Origin of the sequence: Pseudoalteromonas sp. NZS100 (genome assembly GCF_015864815.1) — a bacterium.
Lineage (GTDB): Bacteria > Pseudomonadota > Gammaproteobacteria > Enterobacterales > Alteromonadaceae > Pseudoalteromonas > Pseudoalteromonas distincta.
Genome location: NZ_JADYWM010000001.1, coordinates 247805 through 262081, shown reverse-complemented (window position 1 = coordinate 262081; position 14277 = coordinate 247805). Strand labels below are relative to the sequence as shown.

The following is a 14277-nucleotide window of genomic DNA, read 5'->3' as shown; positions in this document are numbered from 1 at the left end:
TAGTATGAAAACTGTTTTTATTTTTGGCTGTGACAGAAGCGGCACAACAATGCTAGCTGATGCTTTAGGGTGCTCAAAATCTACACTTGTAGCACCTGAAGCTCAGTTTGTTTATAACTTAATGGATTTAGATTTATTAGATATAAAGCTAAATAATGAAGTAATTAATAAGTATATATTGAATGACTTCAGGTATAAGACTTGGGAAATTCACTTAAGAAAATATGATATTGAGCAAGCTTATAATTCATCTGGTTATAAAGGTATTGTTGAATTAATAATACATACATATGCAAATAAAATAGACAGGAGTGCTTTTAATTGCTGGATAGACCACACACCGACAAGTTATCAATATATAGCTAAAATTCTTGATTGGTGGCCTGACTCTAAGTTTATACATATTGTACGAGATGGTAGGGCTGTGTTTAACTCAATTAAAGGCTTAGATTGGGGGCCAAACAATGCATTTTGCGGAGCCAAGTTCTGGTCAGAGATTATGTTTGCGACTTTGAGGGTTGAAAAGCTCTTAAATGAAGTAGTCTTAAGGGTGTATTATGAGGGGTATTTGGAGGATAATGAAGCACAGCTATATAACATATGTGAATTTTTGGAAATCAAATTCGAGAGTTCACTTATTAAAGGGGGGGGGTTAGAAAAGCCAAACTTTACTAAAGGGTATCATAAACTAGTTGGAGAAGGTGTTGATAAATCTCGAGCCCAAGAATGGAGAAATAAATTAACAGAAAAAGAGATTGTGACTTTTAATTCAAACTTTAAAGTCTATTACCTTTTAGAGAAGTTAGGGTATGTAATGGGTGCTAAGGGTGAGGAATGTAATTTTATTAACTCTAATCTTAATATGTTGCATGATAAATTTATTAATTTTCTGAATCGGTTTAAGAAATATCAAAGCGGTCGTTACTAGTGAAAAATATTTTTATATATGGTTATTTATTTATCACTATACTATACCCATTATTAACTTTTCTTGCCGTTAAAATCCTGGATCATTTTCCAATTATACACAATATTAATATACCATCTGGGTATTGGAAGTACGTAACTTATATATATACGTTAGCATTTTTAGCTTCTGTGTTAGGGGGATGGGTTAGCTCAAAGGTTAATTTTAGGAGTGGTTCTCGGTTAAATTTCACTCACCCGAGTAGTGTTTTCTTTAAGTGTTTTTTATTAGTTGTACTATTTATATATGCTTTTTTTATATATAAGAACTATTCTGTTTTATCTACAAGTTATATACAGCACCTGATCAGAAATGGCCATGTAGGATTAGGTTTATTAAAGACGTTTGATTTCTATTTTTTGATTTTGTTCATTATACGTTTTTCATGTGTTCCGGTTAAAGAAAGAAGCCCAGATAAATTTGATTGGCTTTTGTTTGTTTTATATGCGCTTATAATAGTTTTAATAAAACAGAGGTTTCAAATTGTTAGCTTATCGATAGTTTTCTTCATAGCATATTATAAATACTCAGTTACATACAAAGTTAGTCTATATAAAGTTTTTATATCTTTTGTTTTTATTTTCATATCATTTATTGTAGTGATATTCTTGAGAGAAACTGATTCAGGTATAGATGGGGCTATTCTTACGCAATTGGTTGAATTCTATTATTCTTCAATGTCTTTAATCAATACTTACAAATTGAATCTAGAGACAGTGCAAAGTATCAATATATTTACTGATGCCTTATTATATTCAGTACCTCGTTTTATCATAGAAAATAAAGAAGAACTTCTATCTATTAATGTTTTTTATATACAAGTACTAGGTAAGTCAAACTTTAACCCATATGGTGGCTTTCTAGTACCTGCTCAGCTCATTATTGCTTATGGAGAGGTTGGTGTTTTTTTATATTATTTATTTTTTTCTATAATCATAGGTATTTTATTTAGAGCGATGAAAGATTCTGAGGGACTGTTTTATGCAATAGCTATGTTTTTCTTTTCGTTCGTTTTAATATCTAGTGTTCGAACTGAGCTTTACATAACTTGGAGTATATTTTTGAAGTTTATAATTATCGCATTTATTGTGTTTAGCTACTTGCACATTAATTACAAAGTAAGGAGGACCTCATGACTAATCATTTGGTTACTATTATAATGCCTTGTTATAATTCTGAGAACACTTTATTTGATTCTATTAACTCAGTTTTAAACAATACATATTCAGAGTTTGAGTTAATTATTGTTAATGATGGTTCTACGGATGGTAGTTTGAAGGTTGCAGAGTCTTTTACTGATAGAAGAATACATTTAATCAATAGAAGTGAAAATAGGGGGCTTATTTATACTCTTAATGAGGGATTAGAGTGTGCTAACGGTAAGTATATACTTAGATTGGATTCAGACGATTGCTATCTTAGAAACTCTATAGAGGTAATGATTAATTTTATAGAGAAAGTGAATGCAGATTTTATTTTTGGGAATGCCCAAATTATAGATGAAAAGGGAAGTTATATGGGAGAAACTAAAAAATTAAATGATCATGTGATAAGAAAAGTAAATGTAATAAACTCTATAATTCATAGTTCAGTTTGTTTTAGAAAAGAATTAATTGAAGAGTTAGGAAACTACAATAAAGATTGTTTGGGTTATGAAGATCAGGAACTATGGTATAGGTTTTTCAGGGCGAATAAAAAAATGTATCATTTAGACAAGAGTATTGTTAAATACCGAATAGTTAAAAACAGTTGCCAAATACGAGACTCTTCTGATTATTACTTTCTAGTTGCACAATACTTGTTCAGATTTGGTGACAAGAGCTCTGCATTATTATTATTAAATAAGGTAAATAAAGCAAAGAATAAATTAATAATCTTAATTCGATATTTCATGCCTTTACGCCTTGCCCAATACATTAGCTTTAAAAAAGTGAAAAACAATTATAAAAGAGGTAGCAATGGTATTTATAGACCGAAGTAAAATTGTTTTTTTAGCCGATATGCCACCTCCTATTCATGGAATGTCAAATGTAAATGGTAATTTTTATAAACTTCTCACTTGTAAGGAAAAAAATGAAAGTTGTTATTTAATCAACACGGCCCCTTCTAAGTTAAATAAGTTTTTCCCCTCTCGATTGTGGACCTTATTTAAAGTTTTATTTATGATTTTTAGATTTTTTCATTTATTTTTTTATCTTTCCTTAAATAGAAAAGTTGAAAAAGCATATAGACCAATTAATGGTGGTAAAGGGCAAATATATGATGTATTATTTATATTGCTATTTAAGCTTTTCCGAGTGAAAGTCTTAATTCATCATCATTCTTTCCAGTATTTAAATAATAATAATACACTTTCAAGACTTCTTTTTCGTTTGACTAGAGGGGGGGCTGAACATGTCGTTCTCGGTAGTATTATGAAAGAAAAACTACTTAAAGTATATGGAATCAAGGATAAAGTTCACATCATTTCTAATGCTTTTATGTTTAATGCCTCTCAAAAAGAAGATTCTAAATCATCCTCAAAATCATTGGTTATAGGTCATTTAGCTAATTTATGTAAAGAAAAAGGAATAAATGAGTTTTTAGAAACTTTTGTTACTTTAAATCAGAAACTGCCAAATTTAGTGGCTAATCTTGCTGGACCAATAAATGACAAAGAAATACAGCAAAAGGTACTAGAAATGCAGGTGGAGTATTCTAACTTTCATTATTTAGGGCCTTTATATGGTAAACGCAAAGAAACATTCTTTAAAAACCTGGATATTTTTATATTTCCCTCAAAATATATAAATGAGGCAGAACCTTTAGTTTTATATGAAGCAGCTGCTTTCGGTGTTTTTTGTATAGGAAGTGATGTTGGATGTATGGCAGATATACTCAACTCGTTAGGTGGAATTTCAATTTCTACAAATCAGTTGAGTGAAAAATCAATTTCAGAACATGTATGTAAAGCAGTTAAAATAGGTGAGGTTTCTCCTGAAAGGAAACTTTCTAGGCAATTTATATTCAAAAATTTTATAAAACACTATAAGTATAATGTGAAAGTCTTAATAGAGGATTTCTTTTATGAGCCAAGATCTAAGTAAATTTATAGTGCCAACAGGATTTAGAGGGAAAAAAAGTATAGTAGTACAATTGTGGTGGTTCGTCCAAGCATCTTTTTTTAAATGGTCTCCACAATTTTTATACGGTTGGAGGCGGTTTCTTCTGCGCCTTTTTGGTGCCGAGATCGGAAAGAATGTAGTTATTAGGCCTACCGTAAAAGTCACCTATCCATGGAAGGTTAAAATTGGAGATAATTCATGGGTAGGTGATTATGTTGAGCTTTACTCTTTAGGTGAAATTACAATAGGTAAAGATTCCGTTATTTCACAAAAATCCTATCTTTGTACTGGTAGTCATGACTACCTTAGTTCATCGTTCGATATATTTTCATTACCGATAACTATTGGCAATGGTGTGTGGATTGCAACAGATGTATACATAGCTCCAGGAGTAACAATCGAAGATGATGTATTAGTAGGCGCAAGAAGCTCTGTTTTTAAGAATTTGACAGGTAATTATATTTATTTAGGCTCACCTACTGAAGCTGTGAAGAAAAGGTATGAGGATAAATACTAATGAAGTTATGGCTATTGAGCTTAAACTATTCACCTGAGCTAACAGGTATTGGTAAATATAATGGTGAAATGGTGGAAAAGCTTCAAAAATGTGGAGTCGAAGTAGAAGCTATTGTTGCCCCTCCATATTACCCTGAATGGAGTGTAAATCAGCAATATAAAAGCTACTTATATAAAAAAGAGTTTGTAAATGGGATTGGTATAACTCGTTGCCCGCTGTATGTTCCTTCAAAAGTTACTACAATCAAACGGCTCATCCACCTAAGTACGTTTGCAGTGTCATCTAGCATTGCTTTACTAATTAAGCTAATTAAAAATAAGCCTGATATAATTTTTTTAGTTCAGCCGACTTTGTTTTGTGCCCCAGCTACACTGTTATTCTCAAAATTATTTGGTGTAAAAACAGTAATGCATATTCAAGATTTTGAAGTAGATGCTATGTTTGGTCTCGGTATGGTAAGCGAGGGAAAGGTTGCTCGTTTCGTAAGGCGGGCTGAATCTTGGCTAATGAAAAAGTTTGATGTAGTCTCTAGTATTTCTTACAGTATGCTTGAGAATACTGAGCGAAAAGGAGTCGATAAGTCTAAGTTGCTGTTTTTTCCTAATTGGGCTGATACCCGCTTTGTAACACCAGAGACTGATGGCTCTGCTTTACGTAAAAAGTGGGGCTTTACAGAAAAAGATAAAATTGTACTTTATGCGGGTAATATTGGGCAAAAGCAAGGCCTGGAAATTGTGATTGAAGCAGCTAGGAGCTTTGAAGATGAAAAATCTGTTAAGTTTGTCTTTGTTGGCGCAGGTGCTTATGTAGATACTCTTCAAGAACTCGCAAATGCAGCTAATTTAGAGAATGTATATTTTAAACCTCTTCAAGACTGGGAAAATGTACCTGCTATGTTGTCTATGGCAGATGCTCATTTGGTTGTACAAAAAAAGGGAGCTGCGGATGCAGTACTACCTTCAAAATTAACCAATATATTATCAGCTGGAGGGCATGCACTAGTAACAGCTGAAGCATCTACTGAGCTTGGAAAAATAGAACAAGCTAATCCTGATATTTATACTAGGGTCGAGCCTGAAAATACAAAAGACTTTATTGCTGGTTTAAAAAAAGTACTAGTAAAAGATACAAGCAAATCAAATGTGATTGCGCGTAATTATGCACTCAAAAATTTAGATATTAATAATATAATTGAACGCTTTGTAAGCGATATAGATAAGTTAGTAAAAGGAAAATATAATGACTAAGGTAGCCTTAATCACGGGTGTAACAGGACAAGATGGATCATATTTAGCGGAATTCTTGCTAGAAAAAGGCTACGAAGTCCATGGTATTAAACGTCGCGCATCGAGTTTTAATACTGAGCGTGTAGATCACATCTATCAAGATATCCACGAAGAGAACCCTAAGTTCTTTTTACACTATGGTGATTTAACTGATACATCAAACCTGACGCGTATTTTAAAGGAAGTTCAGCCAGATGAAGTATATAACTTAGGTGCGCAAAGCCATGTGGCAGTATCGTTTGAAGCCCCTGAATATACCGCTGATGTTGATGCTATTGGCACATTACGTTTGTTAGAGGCGATTCGCTTTTTAGGTTTAGAAAAGAAAACTAAGTTTTATCAAGCATCGACTTCTGAGCTTTATGGTGAAGTACAAGAGATCCCGCAAAAAGAAACAACACCATTTCACCCGCGCTCACCTTATGCTGTAGCCAAAATGTATGCTTACTGGATAGCAGTTAACTACCGCGAATCTTACGGTATGTATGCTTGTAATGGTATTTTATTTAACCATGAGTCACCTCGTCGTGGCGAAACATTCGTTACGCGTAAAATTACCCGTGGTTTAGCTAATATTTCGCAAGGTCTAGAAAAATGCTTATACCTAGGAAATATGGATGCATTACGTGACTGGGGTCATGCTAAAGACTATGTGCGTATGCAGTGGATGATGCTTCAACAAGATACGCCTGAAGATTTTGTTATTGCAACCGGTAAGCAAATTTCTGTACGCGAGTTTGTAACACTTTCGGCCAAAGAGCTCGGTATTACTTTAGAGTTTAGTGGTGAAGGGGTTGACGAAATTGCTACTGTTGCTGCAATTGAAGGTGATAATGCTGAAGCACTAAGTGTAGGTGATGTAATTGTTCGCGTAGATCTTCGTTACTTCCGCCCAGCTGAGGTAGAAACATTACTTGGTGACCCAACAAAAGCAAAACAAAAGTTAGGTTGGGAACCAGAAATTACTGTAGAAGAAATGTGTGCTGAAATGGTGCAAAGTGATTTAGCTAAAGCTAAACAGCATGCAATTTTAAAGTCGCACGGTTATAATATTAGTGTTTCTGTAGAGTAACTATAGGCCCTAGTTATAGATTTATTAACCCAGCGTAAAGCTGGGTTTTATTATGGAAAGAACGATGCAAGCTAAAACTATTTTTGTCGCTGGTCATAACGGAATGGTCGGCAGCGCAATTGTTAGGCAATTACAAAAGCAACCAGAAGTGAATGTTATCACTCGCTCTCGCTCTGAGTTAAACCTCTTGGACCAAAGTGCTGTTGCTAATTTTTTTGAATCAAATGATATTGATCAAGTGTATTTAGCTGCGGCTAAAGTTGGGGGGATTATTGCTAATAATACTTACCCTGCAGAGTTTATTTATGAGAACTTGATGATTCAAAATAATATTATCCATAGTGCTCATTTAGCTGGGGTAAATGACTTACTGTTTTTAGGTTCTTCATGTATTTACCCTAAATTAGCTGAGCAACCAATGCAAGAAAGTGCGTTATTAACAGGTATGTTAGAACCAACTAATGAACCATACGCAATAGCTAAAATTGCCGGCATTAAAATGTGTGAATCATATAACCGTCAATATGGGCGAAATTATCGCTCAGTGATGCCAACAAATTTATATGGTGAAAATGATAACTTTCATCCTGAAAACTCTCATGTAATACCTGCCTTATTAAGGCGCTTCCACGAGGCTAAATTAGCTGGTGATGACAAAGTTGTTGCTTGGGGGTCAGGTAAGCCTATGCGTGAATTTTTACACGTTGATGATATGGCTGCAGCTTCGATACATGTTATGAACCTTAGTGATGATGTTTATAACTCAAATACTCAAGAGATGCTTAGCCATATTAATGTGGGTACAGGTGTCGATTGTACTATTCGTGAGTTAGTCGAAACTGTAGCTAAGGTAGTTGGTTTTAAAGGCAAAATTGAGTTTGATACTTCAAAACCAGATGGTGCCCCTCGTAAGCTTATGGATGTTTCTAGATTAAAGTCTTTAGGTTGGCAATATGAAATCAGCCTTGAAGGTGGTTTAGCGCAGACGTATGAGTGGTTTTTAGCCAACCAAGACAACTTTAGAAAATAGTATGTTTTTAGAGCAAAGAACGTTTGAAACCGTCATCGACAGTACCCCTTTGGTATCTATAGACCTTGTTGTACTTAACGAAAATAATGAAGCGTTACTTGGGCAAAGGTTAAACCGCCCCGCAGAAGGTTTTTGGTTTGTTCCAGGTGGTCGTATTTTAAAAAATGAGTCACTGTCTAATGCTTTTGAAAGGCTAACTCTTAATGAGCTGGGTATCGAACTTGAGTTATCAACGGCTGAGCTGCTTGGGCCTTATGACCACTTTTATGATGATTGTGTATTTAACGATAAAATAAAAACACACTATGTCGCAATTGCTTATGTATTAAAACTTACAAAGCAACAGCTTGATGCATTACCATTAAACGAGCAGCATGCAGCATATAAATGGTTTGGTTTTGATGAATTACTCAAATCGCCTGCGGTCCACAAGCATACAAAATGGTATTTTGAAGCATTAACAAAATAAACACAGGGAATTTTTATGATTTTACCAGTAATCATGGCGGGTGGTTCAGGCACACGCTTATGGCCGTTATCACGTGGCAACTATCCAAAACAATTTTTAACGCTTAACGGCGAGCAGACCATGCTTCAAGATACGCTAAGCCGCTTAGCGGGCTTAACACACTCGCCTGCCATGTTAATTTGTAATGAAGAGCATCGTTTTATTGCTGCAGAGCAAGTGCGCCAATTAGGTGCAGAGCATAGCGGTATTTTTTTAGAGCCAGTAGGGCGTAACACGGCACCAGCTATTGCTTTGGCTGCTTTTAAAGCAATTGAAAATGAGCAAGACCCGTTATTATTAGTACTTGCAGCAGACCATGTAATTGAAAACTCAGCAGCATTCCAGACTAGTATCAATAAAGCTGCAGAGTTAGCAAACCAAGATAAACTAGTTACATTTGGTATTGTAGGTAACAGCCCTGAAACAGGTTATGGCTATATTAAAAGAGGTGAAGCACTAGAACATGGCTATGTTGTAGACAGCTTTGTTGAAAAGCCGAACTTAGATACAGCCAAGCAGTATATTGAAAGCGGCGATTACTACTGGAATAGCGGTATGTTTTTATTTAAAGCAAGCCGCTATTTAGAAGAGTTAAAAGCATTCCGCCCAGATATCTATACCGCTTGCGAAAAAGCCATTGCAGTACAAAACAGCGATATGGATTTTATTCGTGTAGATAAAGCCGCTTTTGAAGCCTGCCCTGATGAGTCGATTGACTATGCAGTAATGGAACACACAAAAGATGCCGTTGTTGTACCAATGGATGCTGGTTGGAGCGATGTAGGTGGTTTTGCTGCCCTTTGGGAGGTGTCATCAAAAGATGAAAATGGCAATGCCTTTAAAGGTGATGTAAAAGCGGTAGATACAAAAAATACACTTGTATTTGGTGAGGACAAGCTTGTTGCAACAGTCGGTATTGAAGACCTAGTGATTGTAAACACTAAAGACGCTATTTTAGTTGCTCACAAAGATAAATCACAACAAGTTAAAGCGATTGTAAACCAGCTAAAAGCAGAAGAGCGCTCTGAAGTTATTTTCCATCGTGAAGTGTATCGCCCATGGGGTAAATATGATTCAGTCGATAATGGTGAGCGTTTCCAAGTAAAACGTATAACTGTAAAACCAGGTGCAAAGTTGTCGGTACAAATGCACCATCACCGCGCAGAGCATTGGATTGTGGTATCGGGTACAGCAAAAGTTCAAATTGATGATACAGAGCAATATGTAACAGAGAATGAGTCGGTTTATATTCCAATTACAGCGGTTCATGCGTTAGAAAACCCAGGCAAGGTTGACTTAGAGTTAATCGAAGTGCAATCAGGCTCTTACCTTGGTGAAGATGACATAGTGCGTTTTGAAGACCGCTATGGTCGAGTGAAATAAACGAAGAGACAGATATCAGATATTAGATATCAGATGTTAGAAAAGCAGCTAGTGCAGTTTGTTTTGTGCTAGCTGTATGCTTATAGAATAGTTAATTAAATAGGTTTTTTATGGATAGCCAGTTAGTTTGCTCTGAAATCATAGCAAAGAGCGGTATTGCATTTGGTACCAGTGGTGCACGAGGTCTTGTAAAAGATTTTACCCCTGAAGTAAACGCGGCATTTGCTTTAGCCTTTATATCTGCGATTGAAAATGAATTTTCCTTCGATACTGTAGCAATTGCAATTGATAACCGCCCAAGTAGTTATGCGATTGCGCAGGCATGTGCAGGGGTATTAAAGCAACATAAATTGAATGTTGTGTATTATGGCGTAATACCCACTCCAGCACTAGCATACAAAGCAATGCAAGATAATATGCCTTGCATTATGGTTACAGGTAGCCATATTCCATTCGATCGCAACGGCTTAAAATTCTACCGCCCTGATGGTGAGATCACAAAAGCCGATGAACAGGCTATCCTAGCCAGCAAAGCCATATTCGCAGCGTTACCAGAACATCTAAATGAATTGCCATTAGATGTTTCTGCCTGTGAATCTTACACACTGCGTTACACCTCGCTTTTTAATGCTGATACCCTTAAAGGTAAAAAGATCGGTATTTATGAGCATTCAAGTGCTGGTCGTGATATCTATAAGGTGCTGTTTGAGAAATTAGGTGCCGAAGTCATCAGCCTTGGCAGAAGTGATGAATTTGTACCAATCGATACCGAAGCTGTATCAGATGAAGATAAACAACGTGCACTTGATTGGTCCAATGAATACAGTTTTGATGCTATTTTTTCAACAGACGGTGATGGTGACCGACCATTAATTGCTGATGAAAATGGCAATTGGCTACGTGGTGATATACTTGGATTGCTTTGTAGTCAGCTATTAAAAATCGAAGCCCTTGCAACCCCAGTAAGTTGTAATACAGCAATTGAAAAGTCAGCGAATTTTAAGCAAGTTAAACGTACTAAAATTGGTTCGCCATATGTTATCGCTGAATTTGCAGAGTTAGCTGATCAATACACATCAGTCGCAGGCTTTGAGGCTAATGGCGGTTACTTACTAGGCTCAGATGTAACATTTAACGGTAAGGTACTTAAAGCTTTGCCAACGAGAGATGCGCTGTTACCTGCATTAGTTTTGTTAGCGCAACCTAAACAAGTATCTGAGTTACTAATTGAGCTACCACAACGATTTACTGCTAGTGATCGCATTAAAGATTTTGCAAAAGAAAAAAGTTTAAAATTGATACATAGCTTTAAAAATGATACTAGTCATTTTTTAGGCTCTTTAGGATATGAAGAGGGCTACTCTGTAAATTCAACAGATGGCTTACGTATTACGCTTGATTGCGGTGATGTTGTGCACCTCAGGCCGTCTGGTAATGCGCCAGAGCTGCGTTGTTATACTGAAAGTAGCAGTGAACAATCAGCCACAAAGCTTGTAATAAATGCATTAAACTTTATAAGTAACTACTAGTTGATTATAGCTATAGCAAGATTAAAAATGAGTGGCAATTTAAGTGTATTCAGTTATTCTTAAATTGCGTTTATAACAACAATAATTGAGACTATATGCAAATGCATAAAGGAATTTTGCAAAGTAATGCAACCATTGTTGCATTTATTCAACGATTGCTCGACATAGTAATAATAGTGGGTACCTTGTGGATTAGTACATGCCTTCACAACACACCCTGGTTATTGCAACATACAACAGCTGCTTTATTGGCTGTTTTTTTGTTTCACTTTACTAGTGAGCTAGATAAGCTTTACATATCGTGGCGCGGGCTATCACTATATAAAGAACTTAAAAAAACCATTTCGCACTGGTTTATAAGTGCAGCAGTACTTTTTTTAAGTGTTAACTTTTTAGCGCCAGAGTATTTAAACCCTACTGGACTGCAGTTTGTTTGGTTTGTTTTAGCGTCAGTGTTGTTGGTGGCTTATCGCATTTTATTACGTTTTATTTTAAGAATGCTACGTGCACAGGGTTACAATACCCGCAATGTGGTAATTGTAGGTGCGGGTGTGCTAGGACAAAAGCTGGCTAATAATATTATTGAACATGCTAGCTTTGGTTTGGTGTTTAGCGGTTATTACGATGACAAAACACCCAGCCAAAAAGTAGTGGCTGCGCAAACACTGGGTGATTTAGAACAACTAGTTGCTGATTGCAAAAACGGTGGTATAGACCGTGTTTATATTGTATTACCGCCACAAGCGTATGAACGCCGCAAGTGGTTAGTAAAACAATTAGCTGATAGCACAGCCAGTGTTTATATAGTGCCCGATGTATTTACTTACCAATTACTGCATTCACGTAGTGATACCATTATGGGTATACCTACTATTAGTATTTATGACTCCCCTATAGATGGTAGTAATGCCATAATTAAGCGCATTGAAGATGTAATACTGTCTACCTTAATACTTGGTTTAATTTCGCCTGTATTAATAGGGCTTGCTATTGCTGTTAAAGTTACATCTAAAGGGCCGGTATTTTTTAAGCAAAACCGTTATGGTATTGATGGCAAACCAATTAAAGTGTGGAAATTCCGCTCAATGAACGTGATGGAAGATGGCGCTAAAGTAACCCAAGCTACAAAAAACGATAGCCGCTTTACTCCCATAGGGCAGTTTATACGTAAAACTAGCCTCGATGAGTTACCACAGTTTTTAAATGTATTACAAGGGCAAATGTCGATTGTTGGCCCTCGGCCCCATGCGGTTGCGCATAATGAGCAATACCGTAGTTTGGTTGACGGCTACATGCTACGCCATAAAGTAAAACCCGGCATTACGGGTTGGGCACAAATAAATGGTTGGCGCGGTGAAACCGACACCCTAGATAAAATGGAAAAACGCATAGAGTTTGACCTTGAATATATTCAAAATTGGTCACTCGTTTTAGATTTAAAAATAGTGTTTTTAACTATTTTTAAAGGCTTTATAAATAAAAATGCGTATTAATGTTTTGGCTACGGGCTACGGGCTACGGGCTACGGGCTACGGGCTACGGAAAGTGAGAAGTAAATGCTTAACAGAGTAAAAGCTATTTTAAGTGATGCCGACCACCGTCACACGGCAATAAACGCTGCTGTTGCACTTGTTATACGCGTTTTGGGTGCAGGTATGGCCTTTGTATTTAATTTAATAATTGCAAGGCAGTTAGGGGCTGAGCAAGCGGGTTACTTTTTTTTAAGTTTAGCTGTGGCTATGCTGCTTGCTGCAGTTGCAAGGCTGGGATTTGATAATACTGTGCTGCGCTTTACTGGGGCTAATGCAAACAATGGAATAACGGTAAAAAGTATCCTGAGTTTTGCTTTAAAATATAGCCTACCAGTAGCGAGCGCGATTGCTGTAACTCTTTATTTTTTATCACCCGTGATTGCAAGTAGTGTATTTAATAAGCCGCAAATGGCTAATAGCCTTGCGTTTATTGCGCCTGCTATTATTGGGTTAAGTGCTGTGACAATTATTGCAATGAGTTTACAGGGTAGGCACAACTTAATAGCGAGTATTCCGTGTCAAAACATTGCACACTTTTTACTGTGTGGTGCTGCTGTTTTATCATTTAGTACCTCTACAGCCGACACCACCGCGTTGTATTTAAGTTTTAGCCTAGGTGTTACAGCAAGCTTTTTTTATTGGCTTGCTTTAAAAAATTTAAATAACAGTGGTGATGCTGTTAATGCAGATGCGCTTTGGCAGAGCGCTCGCCCTAATTGGGTTATTATTTTAATGAGCCAAGCAGTACAGTGGAGCGCACCTATTATTATTGGTGTGTACTTAGTGGCTGAGCAAGTGGCTTTTTTTAGTGTTGCCCAGCGCATAGCGCTGCTTACTAGTTTTATTTTAATGGCTGTAAACTTAGTGGTTGCGCCTAAATTTGCTAATTTTAAAGCTAAAAACGACATGGAAGGTATACGTAAAACAGCCTTGTTTAGCGTGCGCTTATTAGTAGTAAGCGCGCTGCCAATTGTATTGTTTATGTTGCTGTTACCTGAGTTTTTAATGGGACTATTTGGCGAGCAATTTAAGCAAGGCGCAGTTATTTTGCAAATACTTGTGTTAGGGCAAGCTGTAAACGTAGTGACAGGTTCTGTAGGCTTTTTACTAATGATGAGCGGGAACGAACGAGATATGCGGTTAGTAACTATAATAAGTGGCTGCGGAGTATTAGTGAGCGTACCACTATTTACAAGTTTATATGGCGTAATCGGGGCGGCGACGGCTACCGCCTTTTTTATCAGCTTACAAAACTTACTTGCTGTGTACTTTGTAAAAAAACGCTTAGGTTTTAATACACTCAAGTTTTGGCAGAAGATTTAAGTAAAGCTTGGGGCTGCGGGTGACTA

General features: G+C 36.4%; 13 protein-coding genes. All 13 read left to right on the top strand.

Annotated features, from left to right (window positions below):
- The first annotated feature begins 4 nt into the window (after positions 1-4).
- Positions 5-928, top strand: a complete 924-nt coding sequence (locus I6E69_RS01280; RefSeq protein ID WP_197120406.1) for a sulfotransferase — start codon at positions 5-7, stop codon at positions 926-928.
- A gap of 647 nt (positions 929-1575) precedes the next feature.
- A complete protein-coding gene (locus I6E69_RS01275; protein WP_197120405.1) occupies positions 1576-2103 on the top strand; it encodes a hypothetical protein in 528 nt (175 codons plus the stop codon).
- Entirely contained in the window at positions 2100-2948 is an 849-nt protein-coding gene (locus I6E69_RS01270) for a glycosyltransferase (RefSeq protein ID WP_197120404.1), read from the top strand. The genes I6E69_RS01275 and I6E69_RS01270 overlap by 4 nt, the downstream gene beginning before the upstream one ends.
- Positions 2926-4053, top strand: a complete 1128-nt coding sequence (locus tag I6E69_RS01265) for a glycosyltransferase family 4 protein (protein ID WP_197120403.1) — start codon at positions 2926-2928, stop codon at positions 4051-4053. The genes I6E69_RS01270 and I6E69_RS01265 overlap by 23 nt, the downstream gene beginning before the upstream one ends.
- Positions 4034-4588, top strand: a complete 555-nt coding sequence (locus tag I6E69_RS01260) for a putative colanic acid biosynthesis acetyltransferase (protein WP_197120402.1) — start codon at positions 4034-4036, stop codon at positions 4586-4588. Before I6E69_RS01265 ends, I6E69_RS01260 begins: the two co-directional genes overlap by 20 nt.
- On the top strand, positions 4588-5835 hold the full coding sequence (locus tag I6E69_RS01255; protein WP_197120401.1) for a WcaI family glycosyltransferase: 1248 nt from the start codon (positions 4588-4590) through the stop codon (positions 5833-5835). The genes I6E69_RS01260 and I6E69_RS01255 overlap by 1 nt, the downstream gene beginning before the upstream one ends.
- Entirely contained in the window at positions 5828-6946 is a 1119-nt protein-coding gene (gene gmd / locus I6E69_RS01250) for a GDP-mannose 4,6-dehydratase (protein WP_197120400.1), read from the top strand. Before I6E69_RS01255 ends, gmd begins: the two co-directional genes overlap by 8 nt.
- A 64-nt stretch (positions 6947-7010) precedes the next feature.
- The gene (locus tag I6E69_RS01245) at positions 7011-7976 is read left to right on the top strand and encodes a GDP-L-fucose synthase (protein ID WP_197120464.1); all 966 of its coding nucleotides are present in this window, start codon (positions 7011-7013) and stop codon (positions 7974-7976) included.
- Position 7977: 1 nt separating this feature from the next.
- Positions 7978-8445 (top strand): GDP-mannose mannosyl hydrolase, encoded by a 468-nt coding sequence (locus I6E69_RS01240; protein ID WP_197120399.1) that lies wholly within the window; start codon positions 7978-7980, stop codon positions 8443-8445.
- Between the two features lie 15 nt (positions 8446-8460).
- Complete coding sequence (locus I6E69_RS01235) at positions 8461-9867, top strand: mannose-1-phosphate guanylyltransferase/mannose-6-phosphate isomerase (protein ID WP_197120398.1); 1407 nt, start codon at positions 8461-8463, stop codon at positions 9865-9867.
- A 110-nt stretch (positions 9868-9977) separates the two neighbouring features.
- On the top strand, positions 9978-11396 hold the full coding sequence (locus I6E69_RS01230) for a phosphomannomutase (RefSeq protein ID WP_197120397.1): 1419 nt from the start codon (positions 9978-9980) through the stop codon (positions 11394-11396).
- 95 nt (positions 11397-11491) lie between these two features.
- The gene (locus I6E69_RS01225; protein WP_197120396.1) at positions 11492-12889 is read left to right on the top strand and encodes an undecaprenyl-phosphate glucose phosphotransferase; all 1398 of its coding nucleotides are present in this window, start codon (positions 11492-11494) and stop codon (positions 12887-12889) included.
- Between the two features lie 63 nt (positions 12890-12952).
- Positions 12953-14251 carry an oligosaccharide flippase family protein gene (locus tag I6E69_RS01220; RefSeq protein WP_197120395.1) on the top strand — a complete coding sequence of 433 codons (1299 nt, stop codon included), beginning with the start codon at positions 12953-12955 and terminating at the stop codon, positions 14249-14251.
- The last annotated feature ends 26 nt before the right edge of the window (positions 14252-14277 follow it).

Excerpts from the sequence above, each read along its gene's own strand:
- I6E69_RS01280 (WP_197120406.1), top strand. The coding sequence starts at position 5 with ATGAAAACTGTTTTTATTTTTGGCTGTGACAGAAGCGGCACAACAATG.
- I6E69_RS01270 (WP_197120404.1), top strand. The coding sequence starts at position 2,100 with ATGACTAATCATTTGGTTACTATTATAATGCCTTGTTATAATTCTGAG.
- I6E69_RS01265 (WP_197120403.1), top strand. The coding sequence starts at position 2,926 with ATGGTATTTATAGACCGAAGTAAAATTGTTTTTTTAGCCGATATGCCA.
- I6E69_RS01260 (WP_197120402.1), top strand. The coding sequence starts at position 4,034 with ATGAGCCAAGATCTAAGTAAATTTATAGTGCCAACAGGATTTAGAGGG.
- I6E69_RS01255 (WP_197120401.1), top strand. The coding sequence starts at position 4,588 with ATGAAGTTATGGCTATTGAGCTTAAACTATTCACCTGAGCTAACAGGT.
- gmd (WP_197120400.1), top strand. The coding sequence starts at position 5,828 with ATGACTAAGGTAGCCTTAATCACGGGTGTAACAGGACAAGATGGATCA.
- I6E69_RS01245 (WP_197120464.1), top strand. The coding sequence starts at position 7,011 with ATGCAAGCTAAAACTATTTTTGTCGCTGGTCATAACGGAATGGTCGGC.
- I6E69_RS01240 (WP_197120399.1), top strand. The coding sequence starts at position 7,978 with ATGTTTTTAGAGCAAAGAACGTTTGAAACCGTCATCGACAGTACCCCT.
- I6E69_RS01235 (WP_197120398.1), top strand. The coding sequence starts at position 8,461 with ATGATTTTACCAGTAATCATGGCGGGTGGTTCAGGCACACGCTTATGG.
- I6E69_RS01230 (WP_197120397.1), top strand. The coding sequence starts at position 9,978 with ATGGATAGCCAGTTAGTTTGCTCTGAAATCATAGCAAAGAGCGGTATT.
- I6E69_RS01225 (WP_197120396.1), top strand. The coding sequence starts at position 11,492 with ATGCAAATGCATAAAGGAATTTTGCAAAGTAATGCAACCATTGTTGCA.
- I6E69_RS01220 (WP_197120395.1), top strand. The coding sequence starts at position 12,953 with ATGCTTAACAGAGTAAAAGCTATTTTAAGTGATGCCGACCACCGTCAC.